This is a genomic window from Mycolicibacterium celeriflavum (genome assembly GCF_010731795.1).
Taxonomy (GTDB): domain Bacteria; phylum Actinomycetota; class Actinomycetes; order Mycobacteriales; family Mycobacteriaceae; genus Mycobacterium; species Mycobacterium celeriflavum.
This window is the reverse complement of record NZ_AP022591.1, coordinates 505,158-523,306: the sequence shown is the minus strand read 5'-3', so window position 1 is coordinate 523,306 and position 18,149 is coordinate 505,158. Positions and strand designations below refer to the sequence as shown.

General features: G+C 63.3%; 10 protein-coding genes and 4 pseudogenes. 6 read left to right on the top strand and 8 right to left on the bottom strand.

The genetic code is table 11. The features are described 5' to 3' along the window. Positions 1–52: 52 nt before the first annotated feature. The 5 genes from G6N18_RS02325 to G6N18_RS02305 form a co-directional block, all read right to left on the bottom strand. On the bottom strand, positions 53–2,932 hold the full coding sequence (locus G6N18_RS02325) for an MMPL/RND family transporter (protein ID WP_083000656.1): 2,880 nt from the start codon (positions 2,930–2,932) through the stop codon (positions 53–55). After that, positions 2,929–3,354 (bottom strand): MmpS family transport accessory protein, encoded by a 426-nt coding sequence (locus tag G6N18_RS02320; protein ID WP_011893906.1) that lies wholly within the window; start codon positions 3,352–3,354, stop codon positions 2,929–2,931. Before G6N18_RS02320 ends, G6N18_RS02325 begins: the two co-directional genes overlap by 4 nt. Positions 3,355–3,790: 436 nt before the next feature. Continuing rightward, positions 3,791–4,690: an alpha/beta fold hydrolase gene (locus G6N18_RS02315; protein ID WP_083000659.1), complete on the bottom strand. Its 900-nt coding sequence runs from the start codon at positions 4,688–4,690 to the stop codon at positions 3,791–3,793. Between the two features lie 52 nt (positions 4,691–4,742). Then, positions 4,743–5,183, bottom strand: coding sequence for a PaaI family thioesterase (locus G6N18_RS02310; RefSeq protein ID WP_083000660.1), 441 nt, complete (start codon positions 5,181–5,183; stop codon positions 4,743–4,745). Positions 5,184–5,231: 48 nt separating this feature from the next. Further along, on the bottom strand, positions 5,232–5,825 hold the full coding sequence (locus G6N18_RS02305) for a TetR/AcrR family transcriptional regulator (RefSeq protein WP_179962404.1): 594 nt from the start codon (positions 5,823–5,825) through the stop codon (positions 5,232–5,234). A 463-nt stretch (positions 5,826–6,288) separates the two neighbouring features. Here G6N18_RS02305 and G6N18_RS24945 point away from each other — a divergent pair. Beyond that, positions 6,289–7,237: pseudogene (locus G6N18_RS24945) on the top strand (transposase); the annotation flags it as partial. A gap of 148 nt (positions 7,238–7,385) precedes the next feature. Further along, a pseudogene (locus G6N18_RS24940) lies at positions 7,386–7,563 on the top strand (IS256 family transposase); the annotation flags it as partial. A 329-nt stretch (positions 7,564–7,892) separates the two neighbouring features. Here G6N18_RS24940 and G6N18_RS02285 read toward each other — a convergent pair. Continuing rightward, on the bottom strand, positions 7,893–8,504 hold the full coding sequence (locus G6N18_RS02285; protein WP_083000668.1) for a TetR/AcrR family transcriptional regulator: 612 nt from the start codon (positions 8,502–8,504) through the stop codon (positions 7,893–7,895). Between the two features lie 178 nt (positions 8,505–8,682). Between G6N18_RS02285 and G6N18_RS02280 the strand changes: the two are divergent. From G6N18_RS02280 to G6N18_RS02265, 4 genes and pseudogenes are all read left to right on the top strand, one after another. Continuing rightward, positions 8,683–9,056: pseudogene (locus G6N18_RS02280) on the top strand (MmpS family transport accessory protein). Positions 9,057–9,312: 256 nt separating this feature from the next. Next, a pseudogene (locus tag G6N18_RS24470) lies at positions 9,313–9,767 on the top strand (type II toxin-antitoxin system Phd/YefM family antitoxin). 3 nt (positions 9,768–9,770) lie between these two features. Then, a complete protein-coding gene (locus G6N18_RS02270; RefSeq protein WP_083000671.1) occupies positions 9,771–10,205 on the top strand; it encodes a type II toxin-antitoxin system VapC family toxin in 435 nt (144 codons plus the stop codon). A 513-nt stretch (positions 10,206–10,718) separates the two neighbouring features. Continuing rightward, on the top strand, positions 10,719–12,320 hold the full coding sequence (locus G6N18_RS02265) for an integrase (RefSeq protein ID WP_083000672.1): 1,602 nt from the start codon (positions 10,719–10,721) through the stop codon (positions 12,318–12,320). A 425-nt stretch (positions 12,321–12,745) separates the two neighbouring features. On the opposite strand, the gene G6N18_RS02260 is transcribed toward G6N18_RS02265, so the two are convergent. Both G6N18_RS02260 and G6N18_RS02255 read right to left on the bottom strand, forming a co-directional pair. Beyond that, on the bottom strand, positions 12,746–13,921 hold the full coding sequence (locus G6N18_RS02260) for a hypothetical protein (protein WP_083000827.1): 1,176 nt from the start codon (positions 13,919–13,921) through the stop codon (positions 12,746–12,748). Positions 13,922–14,197: 276 nt separating this feature from the next. Further along, positions 14,198–18,148 (bottom strand): bifunctional nitrate reductase/sulfite reductase flavoprotein subunit alpha, encoded by a 3,951-nt coding sequence (locus tag G6N18_RS02255; protein WP_083000674.1) that lies wholly within the window; start codon positions 18,146–18,148, stop codon positions 14,198–14,200. Position 18,149: the final 1 nt, after the last annotated feature.

The following is an 18,149-nucleotide window of genomic DNA, read 5'->3' as shown; positions in this document are numbered from 1 at the left end:
TTTCTTTACTGGTATCGAGGTCAACTGCCTGGATGCCCGACCGGCCCCATGTCTATTGGGGGGATCGAAGTGTAGGCCACGGCCGCGCCCGAGGACGCTGGCGAACGTGCATGGGCCACCAGAACCACTTTCCGAACAGGGCCGCCAGCGATGGCGTCATGAGTGAGCGCACCACGAACGTGTCGAACAGGAGGCCCAGACCGATGGTGGTACCGACCTGTCCGATGACGGTCAGATTGCTGACCGCCATGGAGATCATCGTGAATGCGAACACCATGCCGGCCGCAGTGACCACCGATCCGCTGCCCGCCATCGACCGGATGATGCCGGTGTTCAGGCCGGCGTAGATCTCCTCCTTCATCCGCGAGACCAAAAGCAGGTTGTAGTCCGCGCCGACGGCGAGCAGGACGATGACCGCCATCGGCAGCACCATCCAGTGCAGCGGAATCCCGATGAGGTGCTGCCAGAGCAGAACCGAAAGGCCGAACGACGCACCAAGACTCAGCACCACGGTGCCGACGATGACTGCTGCGGCGACGATTGCCCGGGTGAGCACGACCATGATGAGGAAGATGAGGATCAGCGAGGCGACCGCCGCGATGAGCAGATCGTAGTCCGCGCCCTGTTGCATGTCCTTATAGGTGGCGGCGCTGCCACCGACGTAGACCGTCGAACCTTCCAACGGCGTGCCCTTGATGGCATCGACGGCGGCGACCCGCAACGGTTCAATGTGCGAGGTGCCCTCCTCGCTCAATGGGTCGCCCTGGTGGAACACCGTGAACCGGACGGCGTGACCGTCTGGCGAGAGGAACAGTTTGATGCCGCGCTGGAAGTCCGCCGTCTCGAATGCCTCGGGCGGCAGGTAGAAGGTGTCGTCGATCATGGCGACGTCGAACGCCTCGCCCATCGCGGTGGCGTTCTCCTGCGCCGCCATGGTGTGATCCTGCTGCGCTTTCTGCGCCTGGTACTGGTTGAGCAGCAGCTGCTTCTGGTTCTGCAGCGTCTGGATCTGCGCAGGCAACAAGGCGGCCAGCTGTGGCGTCAAAGTCGCCAACTCTTCGACGTCGGGCACCAGGTCCTGGAAGTCGTCGGACAACGTGTTGATGCCGTCGAGGCTGTCGAAGATCGACCGCAACGCCCAGCAGACCGGGATGTCGTAGCAGTGCGGCTCCCAGTAGAAGTAGTTGCGGATCGGCCGGAAGAAGTCGTCGAAATCGGCCAGATGGTCGCGAACGTCGCTGGTGTGCTCGGAGGTCGTCCTCATCTTGTCGGCCATTCGCCGCGAAACGTCGGCCATCTGCAAAGTGAGACTGTGCATCCGCTTCATCGCATCGATGCTGACCTGCAGGTCGTCGGCCTGCTTGAGCGTGTTCTCGAGCACCTTCTGCTGGTAATCGTTGCTCATGATCTGGCCCGTGCCGCTCTGGCTGACGACGTAGGGGAGCGACGCGTGCTCGATCGGCTTGCCGTCGGGCCGCGTGATCGCCTGCACCTGGGCGATCCCGTGCACACGGGCCATCGCCTTGGCGATCTTGTCGATCACCAGGAAGTCGGCGGGGTTGCGTAGGTCGTGATCGGCCTCCACCATGACCAGTTCGGGATTCATCTTGGCCTCTGAGAAATGCCGATTGGCGGCCGCGTAGCCGACGTTGGCCGGCACGTCGGGGGGCTGGAAGATGCGGTCGTTATACGTGGTGTGGTAGCCGGGCAGCGTCAAAAGGCCCACCAAAGCCAAAACCACCGCCATGACGAGCACCGCGCCAGGCCAACGCACCGTGGCCGCTCCGATGCGCCGCCACCCACGGGCCCGCTTCATGCCCTTGGGCTCCAGGACTCGCCCGAAACGCGTCAGGATCGAGATCACCGCTGGACCCAGCGTCAGCGCAGCGGCCACCACGACCACCATGCCGATGGACAACGGGAAGCCCATGGTGTTGAAGTACGGCAGGCGGGTGAAGTGCAGGCACGCCGCCGCGCCCGCTATCGTCAAGCCCGATGCCAGCACCACGTGCGCGGTGCCGTGAAACATGGTGTAGTAGGCCGACTCTCGATCCTCACCTGCCCTTCTCGCCTCCTGATATCGCCCAATGAGGAAGATGGCGTAGTCGGTGGCGGCGGCGATTGACAGCGTCACCAGCAAGTTGGTGGCGAACGTCGTGAGCCCGAAGACCTCGTGATAGCCGAGGAACGCGACGCTCCCCCGCGCGGAGAGCAGTCCGATGACCACCATCCCTATCGTGATCACCATCGTGACGATCGAGCGATAGACCAGCAGCAACATGGTGATGATGACGGCGAACGTCAGAGCCTCGATCGTCCGCATGCTGGCGTCGCCGACGGCGCGCTGATCCGCCGTCGACGCCGCAGGCCCGGTCACGTAGGCCTGCACACCGGCGGGCGGCTCGATTCCGGCGATGATGTCGCGCACCGCCTGGACCGACTCGTTGGCCAGTGACTCGCCTTGGTCACCGGCAATGTAGACCTGCACGTAGGCAGCCTTGCCATCCATGCTCTGGGCGCCTGACGAGGTCAAAGGATCGCCCCAGAAGTCCTGGACGTGCTGAACGTGGGCGGCGTCGGCGCGTAACTGGCGCACAATTTCGTCGTAGAACGTGTGCGCGTCGGCGCCCAGGGGTTCGTCACCCTCGAGCACGATCATCACCGAGCTGCTGGTGGTGTACTCCTCAAAGACGGCGCCGACACGCTTGGTGGCGATGAGGGCGGGCGCGTCATCGGGGCTCATCGAGACCGCGCGCATCTCGCCGACGTCTTCGAGCTGCGGCACGGAGACGTTCAGGATGGCGACGATCGCAATCCACGCCAGGACGATGGGAATGGCGAAGGTCCGGATAAACCGTGCCAGCCGCGACCGATGCAGTTTATGCGCAGGAGGAAGGTCGTCGGTTAACGTGTCGTCGATGTGAGTCGTCATGCCGCCTTCACCAAGCAGTAAGTAGCCGCGTTCACGCCCTCAGCGGTCCTTTCGTCCTCCACTTCGCCGTCGACGGTGACCCGGCAACCGATGAACTGGCCGTTGCCCTGTGCAAGGAGATCCGGCCTGACCGAAGGGATGGTGGTCTCGAGGGTCAGTGTCCAGGGCAAACTGACCTGCCCCGTGCGTTGCGGCAACCCGTCCAGGTCCGTGTAGTTGATAACTGCGAAGCTGCCGGTGCCGAACACCTCGTAGGTGACGACCGTGGGGTTGAAATCCTCCGCGGTGTCCGAGCCCACCGGCGTGACCACGGCCCCATTCGATCCGAAGACCGACCGCAAGTAGGAAATACTGACGAAGCCGATCGCCAACGCCACCACGATCAGCACGGGTAGCCACACGCGCTTAACCACGGTGATCACGCCAACACCTGCTTTCTTGCGGGCCGGAAGTGAAGGGAGCACTGAACCATTTACATTTAGATAGCCAACCTAAACGGGTGAAGTGGATGGGGTCAATCCGCTATGACAAACACTCACCGCAACCCGTTCCAGTCCGACAACGAACCACGTCCGACGGTGCACAGGACGCGGCGCGCAGCACGGAGGCGTTCCCGATGCCCCGCGAGTTTGCTCACGGTCAGGTCAAATGATTGCCCTCTCGGATCCGAGGATTTCGTCGCTCTGTGCAGGAAGTCGCCGGCCGCACAAATTGTAAGAACCAGCACTTCAGCCCAGACATTGAGCAGAAGTGTGCCGTTGGGGTGGCTCGGCGATTCGTGCAGCAAGCGGCCCCCGCCGTCCAGCGCTCGCTTGCGGAACACCCTCATGTGACCGGCCTCCATCATCTACGTTCAGGTCAATCCGCCGAATTGCTTATCGTGCGGTCGAGAAATTCGGCGACCGCCGCGGTGAAGGCGTCGTTGTCATCGCCCGCAACCATGTGGCCCGCGCCGGAAACGTCCGCCGCCTGGGCGTGCGGTACGACTTCGAGGAACTCCTCGACCGACTGCTGCGATGTCACATCCGAGTGGACGCCGCGGACCACAAGCGTTGGCGCTTGCACGCGGCGGGCCCCTTCGATGAGCAGTTCGCTGATGGCGCCGAACTGTTCGGCGCCGACCGCGCGGTCACCCCGCAGGAACTCCAAGTTGGAGGTTATGAAGGCCGGATCCCATCGCCAGATCCACCGACCGTCATCGCGCTGACGCAAGACTTTGCGAAGCCCGTCCAGGTTTTTGGGACGGGCGCGATGGCGGTTGTACTCGGCGATGACGTCCGCGGCGGCGTCGAGCGTTTTGAATCCGTCGGGATGGGCGGCCATGAAAGACACGACGCGGCGTGCTCCGTGAAACTCCATTCGCGGAGTGATGTCGACCAGGACGACGGCGCCCCACAGATCGGCGGGCGCCACCAAATGCGTTCCCAACACGGTCATGCCGCCCAAGGATGCGCCAACGACAGCCGGCGGGCGGCCATCGCTGACATGTCTGCGAACGGCTAGCAGGTCGGATGCGAGTCGGTCGAGATCGTATCGACCATCAGGGTCCCACTCGCTGTCGCCGTGACCGCGCGCGTCATAGGCGACGACGGTATACCCGCGCGCGTGTAAGCGGCGCGCCGTGGTCGCCCAGGCGTGGCGGTTTTGCCCACCACCGTGCAGCAGTATGACAACTGCACGGGCGGTTTTGTGTCGGTAGATATCGGCTGCAAGGGCGGTTCCGTCTTCGGTGCGGACGCGCTCGAAGGTAGAGGTCATTTGGTGTGGCCTCGACGGTCACGTCGGACGGCACTCTCGTTTCGCGCGCTGATCACGAGGTGCCTGCCCTCTGGCCGACGACGGTCACTGTTCCCTGCGCGGCGCACACCGCGCGCCCGGCGTTGGTGATGTCGATCCTGGCGACGCCGCTGCGCTTACCCAGCGCGATGATCTCGGTGACGGCAACGCATACTCCGCTGGACACGGGCTGCAGCAGGTTCAGTTTGAATTCGGTTGTGGCGACCCATGATCCAGGAGGAATCACCGGATAGAACACCACGCCCAAGCAGTGGTCGACCATCGCTGACAGGCATCCGCCATGCAGGGTGCCGAAGGGAGTCAACAAATCGGCCCGGGCATCCATTTCCACCACCAGCCGCCCGGCGGAGAACTCGGTGTGGCGGAAATCCAGGTACTTGGACAGCCCTCCCGAGGTTCCCGCCGCGTGTTGGAGCTCCTCGGCAATGTCCTGGTTGAAGTGCGGGAAGTCCATGGTCAGCGCCTCGTTTCGCTCACCGGTACCGATGCCATGGTTGAGACACTACTCCGCAATTGTCGCAGTGACGCAACGCTGGGTGTCGGCCAGTAGAGCGGGAAGCAGGAATCGGCGCAAAAACGCGTCGAGGCCTTCGGGGCTGCGGTGCCGGGGGCCGCGAACCGACAGCAAGCTCAGAATCGTGCGCAGGATCCATTCGGCGGCGTCATCGACCGACATGCCGGCTTCGAGTTGGTCCCAGTGGGCGGCGAACACGGGTCGCAGGAACTCGGCGACGAGTTCGAACAGCGCCACCGATGTTCCCTTGGCCAGCCCTACGCCGGCCAGTTCATCGTCGCTGCCGAACAGTATTCCGATTATCGGTTCGCGGCGGGCCGCGCGCACCGTGGCTGCGACGAAGTCCAATATCGCAGAGCCCAAGTCGGTGTGCGCCGAGATCCGCCCGCTGATGCGGTGCAGGTAGCGTTCCGCTGCGCGCACGATGACACCGGATACGACGGATTCCCGACTCGGGAAGTAGCGATAGACCGTGGCGCGCGATACGCCCGCCTGTCTGGCGATGTCCTCCATCGTGGTACCTGACAGCCCCCTGCTCTGCAGGCACGTTTCGGCGGCATCGAGTAGGCGGTCGCGGGCCATATCGCGGCTTGGTGCAGAAGTCGCGTCGCCCCATCGCAACGATTTTTTCGTCACGGGTGCAAGTATGCCGTGCCAAACCGACTCGCTCTGTCGAATACCGGCGGTTGTCCCATGGAAGCCAGATGTGACAATATCGCAGTCATGTCGCATAGCAGGCGTCGACGATGAGCGTGACCTGACTATTGGCCATCCCAGCACGTACTCCGGTTGTCGTCGGCGTCGGTGAGCTCACACACCGCGGCGAAGGCACCGTCGATCCCGACGGAGTTCGACCTTCCGTGGGCTCGACCCGTTCGATGGATACGGCGTCAGGCCGCTTATGCCGCCCGAGTGAGTCGCTCCTCGTTGGCGCTGACAGGTTCAGTTGAAGTACCCCGGTCGTGTCCTGAAACCGGTGTAAATGGGGCCGGGCGTGGGTTCTGCTTCGAGACCTACCAAGTCATCGAAGAAACGACCTACGCCCGTGCCGGCACGAGTATTGCCGATCGACCGTGTCCGCGCCAAGATCGACGAGCTGTTCGCCTCTGAACGTGAGTAGCACGAGATCCTGGAGGAGGTGGCCCGCCTGGGGGCACAGTTTTTGATGCAGGCCGCGTTGGAGGCCGAGGTGACCGAGTTCCTCGGCCGTGACCGCTACCAGCGCAGCGCAGCGCAGCGACACCGGATGCGCAGTCTGGGTCGCGTAACGGCTATCGGCCGGTGACGGCCAAGACCATGGCCGGCCCGGTCACCTTGGAGCGTCCCAAGCTGCGCGGCACGACCGCTGCGTCCGCCTCGCGGCTGTTCGGCAAGAACGTCACCAAGACCAACGCGTTGGAGTCGCTGGTGATCGCCTCATTCGTGCGTGGGCTGTCGGTACGCGACGTCGAGGCAACCCTGGCCGATGCACTCGGTGATCAGGCCGCGATCTCGAAATCGACTGTGTCGCAAGTATGTCAAGCCATTAAGACCGAATACGACAGCTGGGCGGCCCGACGCCTCGATGATGTCATGCTGGACTACCTGTTCCTGGATGCCTCGTTCTTCCGGATGCATCCGGGCTCGCCGGCCGAGCCGGTTCTGGCCGCCTGGGGGATCACCACCGATGGCAAGCCCGTCTTCGTGGGCCTGGCCCCCGGCACCGGGGAGTCGACCGACGCCTGGGCTGATTTCCTGACCGATCTGCGCGACCGGGGCTTGACGTGTCCGCTGCCCGCCTGATCGCGTTCGCCGACCGTTACGTCGCCATCTACCCGGCGGCGATGAAGATCCTGAGCACCGACCGCGAGGGCCTGACCGCTTATCTGCGGTTTCCGACCGAGCATCATCACCGCATCCGGCATTCGAACTTCATCGAACGCACCTTCGGCGAAACCCGTCGCCGCGCAAAGGTTATCGGCCGATTTCCCGGTGAGACCAGCTGCATCAGCATCGCACCCTGGCCAACCTGATGGGCGTGTCATTCCATCTGTGTAAGTCCGGGGTGGTCCATCATCGGACCGCCGTTCGGGCGGACAGAAGGAGTGATTTGTGACCAAGGCCATAGGGTCGGCGGGCGGGGAGAAGTCGGCGGCTCGGCATTTGGCGGAGACGTTTTCGGCGGAGACGTTGGATTCGTTGATCAAGGATGCGGTGAAATCCGGTACTCCGATTGACGGCGCGGATGGTTTGCTCAACGAGCCGACCAAGTCGGTGCTGGAACGGGCGTTGCAGACCGAGATGACCCATCACCTGGGCTACGAGACTGGCGACCCGGGCCGGGCGCGGGTCTGGTGGACCAGGCTGTCGACGACGTGCAAAGCAGCCAGCGCCACATTCCGCTCGACGTCGCCGTCTTGGTGGCTGCCGGCACACGGATCTGCAATGCCGGCAGCTCTACCCTGGGTCATCTGCGCCTTCCCACGACGAGCCCAGCCGGCTTGGACAAAGACGAACCTATTTCCTTAAGGATGGCTATGCTTGGGGATGCAGCTCCGGTCGAGATCGGCATCTCCACGCGGGTATTCGGGTCTGCAACCACACTCGGCTGGTGCGTGACCCCATTGTGTCATCGAAAACGTTGTGCAAGTAGGCTCATTGGCCATCGGGCTACGACAAGCCGCGGTGTCCGAGGCTGGGCAGCAGCACCTTGTCTACCAGAGTGCGAACCGACTTCAGGGTCGGCGGGCGCGCCGAAACGAGAGCCCGGAAGACCAGGTATCCCGGTAGCAGATCGTAGATCTCATCGCTGATCGCCGTGGCGTCGATCTCGCCGCGCTGCACGGCCTCAGCTAGGACCTCATCGATCACCAGCTTGTGCTGATGGACGAACTCGTCCTGCATAGCCTTTCTGAGATCAGGGTTGTGCGACATCTCGTTCAGCACGGCTCGCATGGTGCTCGCGTGCTCACACGCCTGCTGGCACACCGAAGCTCCTACTCTCAACAAGTCGTCCCGCAGTGAGCCCGTCCGCGGCGGCACAGCGGCGAGCCGGGTACCTTCGACGAACGCCGCCAGCACCAGATCCGACTTCGACGGCCACCGCCGATACAGCGTTGCCTTGCTGGCCTTCGCTTGTGTGGCCACGGCTTCCACGGTCAGCCGGTCATAGCCGTGTTGTTGCAACTGCTGCAACGTGATCGTCAACAATTGAGCTTCTCGCGCAGCCCGCCTCGACTTCAACGGCGCACTAGGCGGATCGCTCCTCGGATCGGAGACCACGCACACCTCAAGTCATCTCTCATTGCCGCTTTCCGCCTGCGAACTCCGCGCAGGGGCTCCGCTTCGGCGGTTGCGCTGGGCAGTACGGTACCATACCGTTTCACAAAGGGCCACTCGGCTGCTCTCGATCCGTGCCTCAGGACCTGATCGTGTCCACCGGACATCGAAAGGCTTTCAGGTGAGCGGTTTTTCGGTCGGCAATGTAGTAAGGCGACGGTGGACGGCCATCGTGACCGTGATCGTCGTCGCGGTGGTCGGCTTCAGCACCTACCGACTGCACGGCATCTTCGGGTCCAACAACATCGTGTCGAGACCTCCGTGGCCACCATCAACTACCTCGACGAAGACGCCCAACCCTAGCGCGTCGACGATATGCCACTGCCGTGGTCGCGCACCTTGACCACCGCTGACCCGACGCTCTTCGCCGACCTGCGCGCGTAAGGCGACGGAACCACCATCGGTTGCCGCATCACCGTCAACGGTGTAGTCACCGACGAAAGGTTCACCACCAACGTGAACGGATACATCTTCTGTCAGGACAAGACCGCATGAGCGAGCGTCGAGCTGGCCAACTGGTTACTACTGGAAGAGTTGTTGAATCGGGTCGCTGGCGACAGACGCCAATGAAGGCGATCGCCAGCAGTCACCGCACACAGCATCTCAAGCAGAGTTCAAAAGCTCGTTGCTGCAAGCTAGACCCGGCGTCCGACACCGAGGCGCTGCCGTCGCCATGCAGCTGACCACGAACGCCAGCTGCGACGAAGTCCCATCGGGGACGCGCAAACACCTTCCGCCGCAACACGTTCGGATGCGGCTTGGACGCAAGGCGACCAGCCACCATGACATCGACCGTCCCGACGTCGCCAGCACCGCGGACGAATCCGTGTAGCGGCCCGTTGCCACCTCGCCTCCGGCTTGCGCAGGTAAATCTCTCAGGTCGTGGTTGCCGCACTCAGTAGTGACATGTACAAATCACGGTTCAATGAGTGTACAGTTCAGGGTGTGGATGTATCCGTGAGCGAGTTGCGCGCGCACCTCAGCGATTGGCTCGATCGAGCTCGGGCTGGTGGTTTGGTCGTCGTCACCGACCGTGGGATTCCGATCGCGCGACTGACCGCGCTGGACAGCACAGACACCTTGGAGCGTCTCACGGCCGAAGGCGTGATCGGCAAGGCCACCGCGCAGCGGCCCGTCGCTGCGGGTCGGCCGAGGCCCCGACCGCGACGGCCGGTGTCTGACCGGGTCAGCGACCAGCGGCGCTGACCGGTGCCGCTCGTCTACTTCGACGCCAGCGCCTTCGTCAAACTTCTCACCAGTGAGACGGGGAGTCCGCTCGCGGCCGCGTTATGGGACGGCTGCGACGCCGCATTGGCCAGCCGTCTGGCCTACCCCGAAGTCCGTGCCGCACTCGCTGCAGCGGCCCGCAATCACGACCTAACCGAATCCGAGCTCGCCAACGTCGAGCGTGACTGGGAGGACTTCTGGGCCGCCACCCGCCCAGTCGAACTCACCGCGACGGTTGAACAGCACGCCGGCCACCTCGCCCGAACCCACGCCTTGCGCGGAGCCGACGCTGTCCATCTGGCCAGCGCGTTGGCTGTCGGCGACCCCGGCCTGATCGTCGGCGTTTGGGACCGACGCCTGCACACCGGAGCCCAAGCCGCCGGGTGCCGAGTCGCCCCCGCCCAACTCGACCCCTAGCCCGACCGCCCGACAGTAGAGTGAGTCAACCCCGGCACGGACGACGATCAGGTACCGATTCGCCAGGTCTCAACCCGTGTCGCAGATGGCCAAGTCCCCCTCGGACACGTTTGAGTTAGCTATGTGAATATAAAATCCGCCTCGACCTGTGTCGGAGAGGATTTTCGTATTCGCTGACGCCGAGAGAGCTCGGCGTTCACCGACACATGACCACGGAATTTTGGCTATCCCGTCGTGAACACCGACGTCGCCGACGTGCCCGCTGGCTGTTCCTCGATGTGCTCGTCGCGGTGATCGCTGCCGGGCGTAATTCCTACCCCCGCCAGGGAGCTGGTCGATCGAGTGCACCAGCGCTAGAAACAAAGTGGTTAAGTTGGAGACCGCCGCTTGCCGACAAACAAAAAAGAGGCGCCCCGCCATGTCAGCGGGGCGCCTGCTTCCTTGAAGGAAGAATGGGCTTATGGACACGCACGCGCGTCGATGAAGCCCATTTACGTCTGTAGCGTACCACGAGTGCCTATCGTCGAGACCTCGAAGCTGGCCGGCTTCATCGACCGCGTGATGGAGATTGCATCGACCCGAGCACCGTGGCATCGCCGATTGTGGCGTGGCGGGACGATGGAATTAGCACAGGAGTTCCTCATGGACGGCGCCCGCCCCGGTGCGCGCGAACTCGCCATCGCCGAGCGGCGCAAGCATTTGATGAGTGCACTCCGAACTGATCACGGGATCGCCGACTTCGGGAAGTGCATCGAAGCCGTGGCGAAGGAGATCAAGCCGGATACAGATGAGACGAGTCACGCATGGATCGCGCTGCGCCACCATCTTGAAGAGATGAATGGGGCCTACCTCACCAACTGGGCTGAAGCGCTTGATAATCCGCCGCACAATCGACCCGTCGACACCGAAGGTGCGGCGCGACGTATTACGGGCCACATTCTTGGCGCAGGCATGCACAAGAACAGCCTCTACAGTTGGCTTCGCGACGTTCAGTCCAAGGACCAAATCGTCACTCCCGGCGACCTGCTCAGGGAAGCAGATCGACGACTCAAGGCCCCTGAGAAGACCTATACCTTCTGTGTCCGCGTGGACAAGAATCCCCCGTTCGAAATCAACTCGAGTACTGCCCGTGGATGGTTGACGTCAAGTGAGACGGCGACGTGGAAGCGCGCCCACGCGCCGGACGCGAAACCAGTACGGCACCAAGGTTCTTTCCTCGTACACACTAGTGCCCACGACGTGAATGCCGCCGCCGATGCCGCCCGCGATGTCATTGCTCACGTCAGGACAAAGTTTCAGCTCGGCAGCCGCAATTCCGTCGGCATCTGCTCCACGATGTGGTCGATGGAGAAGCACAGCGGGTTCCCCACCCTATCGACCAACCGAATGATCAACCTCACGTCGTTCGAACGTCTGGGCCGACTGCAAGACTTGGAAACCGCAGACTACCTCGCGAATACACTCGCGCTGGTTGAACCCCTCCAGACCGCGGCACCCCACATCGCAGTGATGAGCGGATGGTCAGCGGTCGAATCATTACTGGTCGGGCCAGCTGACGCCGATGACATCGTCGCCGCGCGACGATTCTCGCTGATCATCGCCGCCAGCTTGATGAGAGCCGAATTCACCGGGCTGGCAAAGACATACAGCGCAGAGAACGACGATGCCGCTGCCATAGCAATCGCCGAATGCCCAACCAACCTTGAGCGGGCCAAGTACTTTCAGAAGCTGGCTTGCACCAGACCCGACCTCGCACTAAGCAATGCGACAGACAACCTTGCCCTACAACGTGTTAGACCTGCTCTGCGCAACCCTCGACAGGAGATAACCAACATCACCGAAATACTCACCCGAGAGTTCACACGTCTGTACCGGAAGCGCAACATGATTGTTCACGGCGGACAGATCCGCGGCGCAAACCTGCACTCTATTTCCGAGACCATAACACCGCTGATCGGAGCGGGAATCGATCGAATTGTCCACGCGGAGCTGAACTTCGGCGTTCAACCGATCCAACTCTCAGCCATCGCAGAAGCCCGCGTTGACTACCTCGGCCCCACCACCACCGACGTCGACGGTGGCCTGCTCGACCTTCTCGAACATACGGCGCACTAGCCCCAAAAACACCCGAATCCGCGACTCCACGGCATTGATCGCCGAGGCCACCGGTTCAGGCGACTCACTACCCGACACGAACCACCGTCCAGCGGTTGTCAACTTGGTGGCAAATTGGCCCTAATCAGGCGACCGGCACCGCGCGCAAGTACGCAGACAAAGCGGCATTGAACTGCACAAATCTTGTGGGCACGGAGGGTTTCGAACCCCGACCGCTGGTGCGCAAAACTAGCCCCCCTTAACAACCGATCCAGAAAACAAGCACTGATCGCACACGGCCCGAAATCGCGAAAGGCAATTGTTGACAACGTAATTCGCGCTCGTTCACTGCGGCAGCATGGGCATCTTGATCTGGTCGGCGTGGGCGGCACCGAACATAGATGCGCCTATTCGACGACCAATCCGCCCTGCATCAAGTGGATTCGCTATCGCCCCTGCTGGAATCCCTTGGGCACGAAAGGCAGATAGGCCAGCTGGCTCGACGACGGTGTATGCACGTCCTGCGGCCGGAGAGGAAGTTCAACCTCACGCATGCCAGGCTGATGCTCTTCGTCCTCTGGGTTCCATTCTTCTGGAATGTTGTGCACAGCGATGTGATGATTCGTTCCATCAACGTCGCCATCGGGCTTGGTCTTGATCAACTCGGACGACATTCGCCGCAACAGGTTCCCTGCGCGCTCCACCGGCCCATAGATAGCCATCTCTACGGAACCAATCTTGATGCACCAAATAGCGCCAGGCTGTCCGAGGTACCGACGCCGCGCCACCGCCCAGAGCGAATCGATGGCCTGCGTGATCAAGTATGTGACCGTGAGGTCTCGTTCTGGATTGGGATTGTCAATGCTGACGAACCATTGCCCCTCGGATACCTTCGCGGTCGGATGAAGCTTCTGATGGAGATACACGTGCGCCGGACCCTTGTGCATCGGAACGCTCTTGCCATCATGGCTCGTCCACACCATCTGTGCCGACTCGTCATCGAGATCAATGGCGGTCAACCCGTGCTTTACAGCGTTATAGAGGAATGAGTCGCTGAGGAATCGATCCGCCGAGTCCTCCAACAAGAACTCCATCGCGTCGATCGTGCCGTCGAACTCCTCCTGGGAAACATTTATAGTGGCGCCGGCAGGGTCTGAGCCGCCGAGGAACAGCAGGGCAATGTCTTCTCTGTTGAAGCCTGCCTTCAATGTATTGCCAACCCGCTCCTTGAACTTCGCGAAGTCGGTCGACGTCGACATGCCCAACCATGGACATTCTGGGTGGTCGAGATGCGCGAAATACAGACGCAGCAACGCTTCGGACGCATGGTGCACGATTGCAACAGTTTCGGTGCGCAGGTATCTCATCCGCACGTCAGGCGGTGGAACTTCTCCTCCGCCGAACCTGACGGAAGCGATCTGTCGATCGACCGCGAACGCCGGCGCTAGAAAAGGATCGGGCACGGCCATGAGGGACAGCACCCTGAAGCGCATCTTGATGAACTCAGACGGGTCAGCGTTGTAGAACATCGCATTCAACTCTGGGAACTGACGGGGATCGAGGAGACGACCCTGGTCATCGGGAGTCTCCCACTTCTTCTTCGAACAAACGTTCTCAGTCACCATGGGTCAGTGTAGACACACGCCCGGACAAACTCTCGCCCATATTTTCCATTGTCCATTTCACTCACGGGCCCACGTCGCCGCGAAATCCTCCCCGGGCTATCCAGAGTCGGTTTGCTTGTTTTTTGGTCACGGCAGCTCCCTCAAAGCCACGACCACTTGCCAGCCCATGTCATTGGTCCGTCAGAAAACTAGCTGGTCAACGACCCAACTCGAAGACCTCGACCCGTGTCGCAAGTGGCCAAGTCCCCCCTCGGACACCGCTTTGACCTCGGTTCAGTACACGTCCCGCACGTAGCGTTTGGTCCCGACCAGTTCGCGTTTGTAGTCATGGGCCTGCTCGTGCGACATGCCGCCGTGTCTCTCGATGATCGTGGTCAGTGCGGCGTCGACGTCGCGGGCCATGCGGGTGGCATCACCGCAGACGTAGAAGTGCGCCCCGTCGTCGAGCCAGCGCCAGATATCGGCGCCGCGGTCGAGCATCCTGTGCTGGACGTACACCCGCGATTTCTGGTCGCGGGAGAATGCGAGGTCCAACCGGTCCAGGAGGCCGTCGCGCGCCATGTCCTCGAAATCGTCGCGGTAGTAGTAGTTCTGGCTGCGGTGCTGGTCACCGAAGAACAACCAGTTGGGGCCGCGGTGGCCGAGTGCGCGTCGTTCCTGCAGGAACCCGCGGAACGGCGCCACCCCCGTACCCGGCCCGACCATGATCATCGGGATCGAGCCGTCCTCCGGCGGGCGGAAGTGCGGCGAGCGTTGCAGAAAGACCGGTGCCGACGACGCGCGATCGGCGAGGAACGTCGAGCAGACCCCACCCCGCCGGCCACCGTGGACGCTGCGGTAGCGCACCACCGACACCGTCAACTGCACCTCGTGTGGACTGACCAGCGGGCTCGACGAAATCGAATAGCTGCGCGGCGTCAGCCGCACCAGCACCTCGCGCCATTCGTCCGGGTCGGCGTGCACGACGAACTCCTGGACCAGGTCGAGGCCGTTGCGGCCCCGCAGCCACTTGTCGAGCTTGGCTTTGGGAGCCAGCAAGGATTTGGCGTCGCGGCTGTGTTCGGCGATGAAGCGCAGCAGGTCTGGTGTGACTCGGCAGAAGTCGTAGTGCGACAGCAGCGCATCACGCAGCGAGTGTTCGGTGCCGTCCACCTCGATCGCGTGTTGACCCGGCATTCCGGTGGCCGCCAGCCACGCATCGACGACCGCGGGGTCGTTGGTGGGGCACACTCCCAGTGAATCGCCCGCGGCGTAGCTGATCTCGTGCTGAGAGATGTCGAAGCCCAACTGGCGCACTTCTTTCCGCGATGCCGACCCGGTCAGGACCGCGTTCCTCGACAGCGGCGCGACGATGGGCCGCGCGCGGGTGAACGGCTGCGCGACAGTGGCGGGGCGCGCGAGGATCGAGACACTTCCGGCAGGTGGCGAGGGCGTGATGCCGGGATTGAGCAACGCGGTCAGGTCGTCGGCCCATCGCTGCATTGGCTCGTCCTCGTAGGCTTCGCACTCGGCGCGGTCGAGCAACCGGGTGGCGCCGAGGTCGGCCAGTTTGGCGTCGAGCGCCTTGGCGTGCCCGCAGAAGTTGTCGTAGGACCGGTCGCCGATGCCGAGCACCGCGTACCGCACACCCACCAGCACGGGGGCCTCCGCGCCCTCGAGGCGGTGCCAGAAGCCGGCACCGTTGTCGGGCGGCTCACCGTCGCCGAAGGTGCTGGTGACGACCACCACGTCGTGAGCCGCGGCCAGGTCGGCGGGCGCCATGTCGTTCATGTTCACCAGCTGCGCCCCGTCGAGCCGGTCGGCCAGCCGCGCCGCGAAGTCCTGCGCGGTTCCGGTCTGAGAGGCCCACAGCACGAGAGGACCGTCGCCCGAGTGCGGCCGCACGATCGGGTCCTCGGACGGATGGCGCGACTGCGTGGCGAGCAGAGTGTTGATCCACTGCCGCGCCTCGGCGCTCAGCGGCGCGGCATCGGGCAGCGTCGGCACATCGGAATGACCCTCGGCCAGGCCGCTGAAAAACCCTGCGACATAGAGCGTTTCATGTTCGGTGAGCGTCGGCGAAGCGACCGGCAGCAGGTTGACCGCGCAGGCTTTGAACTCCGGCTGCAGCGAGTCGGGATCGACGGCGTCGTTGGTCAGCGCGTTGATGGTGAGATTCACGCCGTGGTCGTCGTTCCAGTGGAACGGCGCGAAACAACTTCCCGGTTGCACCCGGTCGGTGACGACTGCGGGCAGCACCGCTCGTCCGCGCCGCGACGTGACCTCGACGCGCTGACCATCGTCGATGCCGAGCGTCAGCGCATCGTCGGGGTGGATCTCGACGAACGGCCCGGAGTCGAGCTTGTTGAGGGAGTCGACCAAACCCGTCTTGGTCATGGTGTGCCATTGATGTTGCAGCCGACCGGTGTTGAGAACCAACGGATAGTCGTCATCGGGCAGTTCCCGGGGGTCCATGTGCGGACGCGCGTAGAAGACCGCGCGGCGCGACGGCGTCGCGAACGCGAGGCGCGGAGCGTGTCCGTGCTCGTCGACGAAGTACTCCTGGCTGACGCCGTCGTTGAGGTAGCGGACGGGATGCCGGTCCGCCTCGTCGTCCTGCGGGGCGGGCCACTGCACCGGTGTCTGTCGTAGCCGCGCATAGCTGATGCCGCGCAGGTCGTATCCCGTCTTCGGATTCCAGAACCGCCGGATCTCGTCGAAGATCTGTTCGCTGGAGGTGTAGGAGAAGTGCTCGCCGAACCCCATGTGCGCGGCCACCTGACAGATCAACTGCCAGTCCGGGCGGGCCTGACCCGCCGCCGGAATGGACTGTTGCAGCAACGTCAGGTTGCGTTCGGAGTTGACCATCACCGCGTCGGACTCCGCCCACAGCGCGGCGGGCAGCACGATGTCGGCGTAGGTGTTGGTCGCCGTGGTGCGGTAGGCGTCCTGGGTGATGACCAGATCGGCCGCCTCCAGCCCGGCGATGACGGTCGACCGGTTGGCAACCGTGGCAACGGGATTGGTGCAGATGATCCAGCATGCCTTGACATCGCCGTCGGCGAGCTGACGGAACATGTCGATGGTGCCGGGGCCCACGTCGGAACGGATCGTGCCGGGTGCCAAGTTCCACTGCTCCTCGACGAACGCACGGTCTTCCGCCGAGGTCACCGAGCGCTGGCCGGGCAATCCCGGTCCCATGTAGCCCATTTCGCGTCCGCCCATCGCGTTGGGCTGCCCGGTCAGCGACATCGGCCCGCTGCCCGGTCGGCAGATCGCGCCGGTGGCCAGGTGCAGGTTGCAGATCGCGTTGGTGTTCCACGTGCCGTGGGTGCTTTGGTTGAGCCCCATCGTCCAGCAACTCAGCCACTCCCCCGCCTCGGCGATCATCCTTGCGGCCGTCCGGATGTCGGCCTCGGCGAGGCCGGTGACGGCGGCAACCCGGTCAGGGGTGTAATCGGCGAGAAACGTCGGCATGGCGTCCCAGCCGTCGGTGTGCTCTTTGATGAAATCGCGGTCGATGTCTCCGCTTTCAACCAGCAAGTGGAGCAGGCCGTTGAGCAGTGCCAGGTCGGTGCCGGGTCTGATCTGGAGGAACAAGTCGGCGCGTTCGGCGGTGGTGGTGCGGCGGGGGTCGACGACGATCAGCTTGGCACCGGCCTTGAGCCGGTCGGCCATCCGCAGGTACAGAATCGGGTGGCAGTCGGCCATGTTGGAGCCGATGACGAAAAACAGGTCGGTGCAGTCGAAGTCGCTGTAGGAACCCGGCGGGCCGTCGGCGCCCAACGACTGCTTGAAGCCGGTGCCCGCGCTCGCCATGCACAGTCGTGAGTTCGACTCGATGTGCACGGTGCGCAGAAAGCCCTTGGCCAGTTTGGTCGCCAGATATTGGGCCTCGATGGACATCTGGCCCGATACATAGAGCGCGACGGCGTCGGGACCGTGCTCGTCGACGATGGCTCGCAGCCGCCGGCCCGCCTCGGCGACCGCGTCGTCGACGGGCATGGGGACCAGTTCCTCGTCCCGGGTGGGCCGCAGGAACGCCGATGTCAACCGGCCGTCGTCGGCGCGCATCATCTCGGCGTGCGTGGCGCCCTTGGTGCACAATCTGCCGAAGTTGGCCGGGTGCAACTTGTCTCCGGCCACTCGCGCGATGACTGGTCTGCCGGTCTCGCGGTCGGTCGTTGTGTGCACCTCGATGCCGCAGCCTACGCCGCAGTAGGAGCACGCCGTGCGGGTGACCATG

What these genes read in the sequence shown, in the direction of transcription:
- G6N18_RS02325 (WP_083000656.1), bottom strand. Translation starts at nt 2,932, where the DNA reads ATGACGACTCACATCGACGACACGTTAACCGACGACCTTCCTCCTGCG.
- G6N18_RS02315 (WP_083000659.1), bottom strand. Translation starts at nt 4,690, where the DNA reads ATGACCTCTACCTTCGAGCGCGTCCGCACCGAAGACGGAACCGCCCTT.
- G6N18_RS02310 (WP_083000660.1), bottom strand. Translation starts at nt 5,183, where the DNA reads ATGGACTTCCCGCACTTCAACCAGGACATTGCCGAGGAGCTCCAACAC.
- G6N18_RS02305 (WP_179962404.1), bottom strand. Translation starts at nt 5,825, where the DNA reads ATGGCCCGCGACCGCCTACTCGATGCCGCCGAAACGTGCCTGCAGAGC.
- G6N18_RS02255 (WP_083000674.1), bottom strand. Translation starts at nt 18,148, where the DNA reads ATGGTCACCCGCACGGCGTGCTCCTACTGCGGCGTAGGCTGCGGCATC.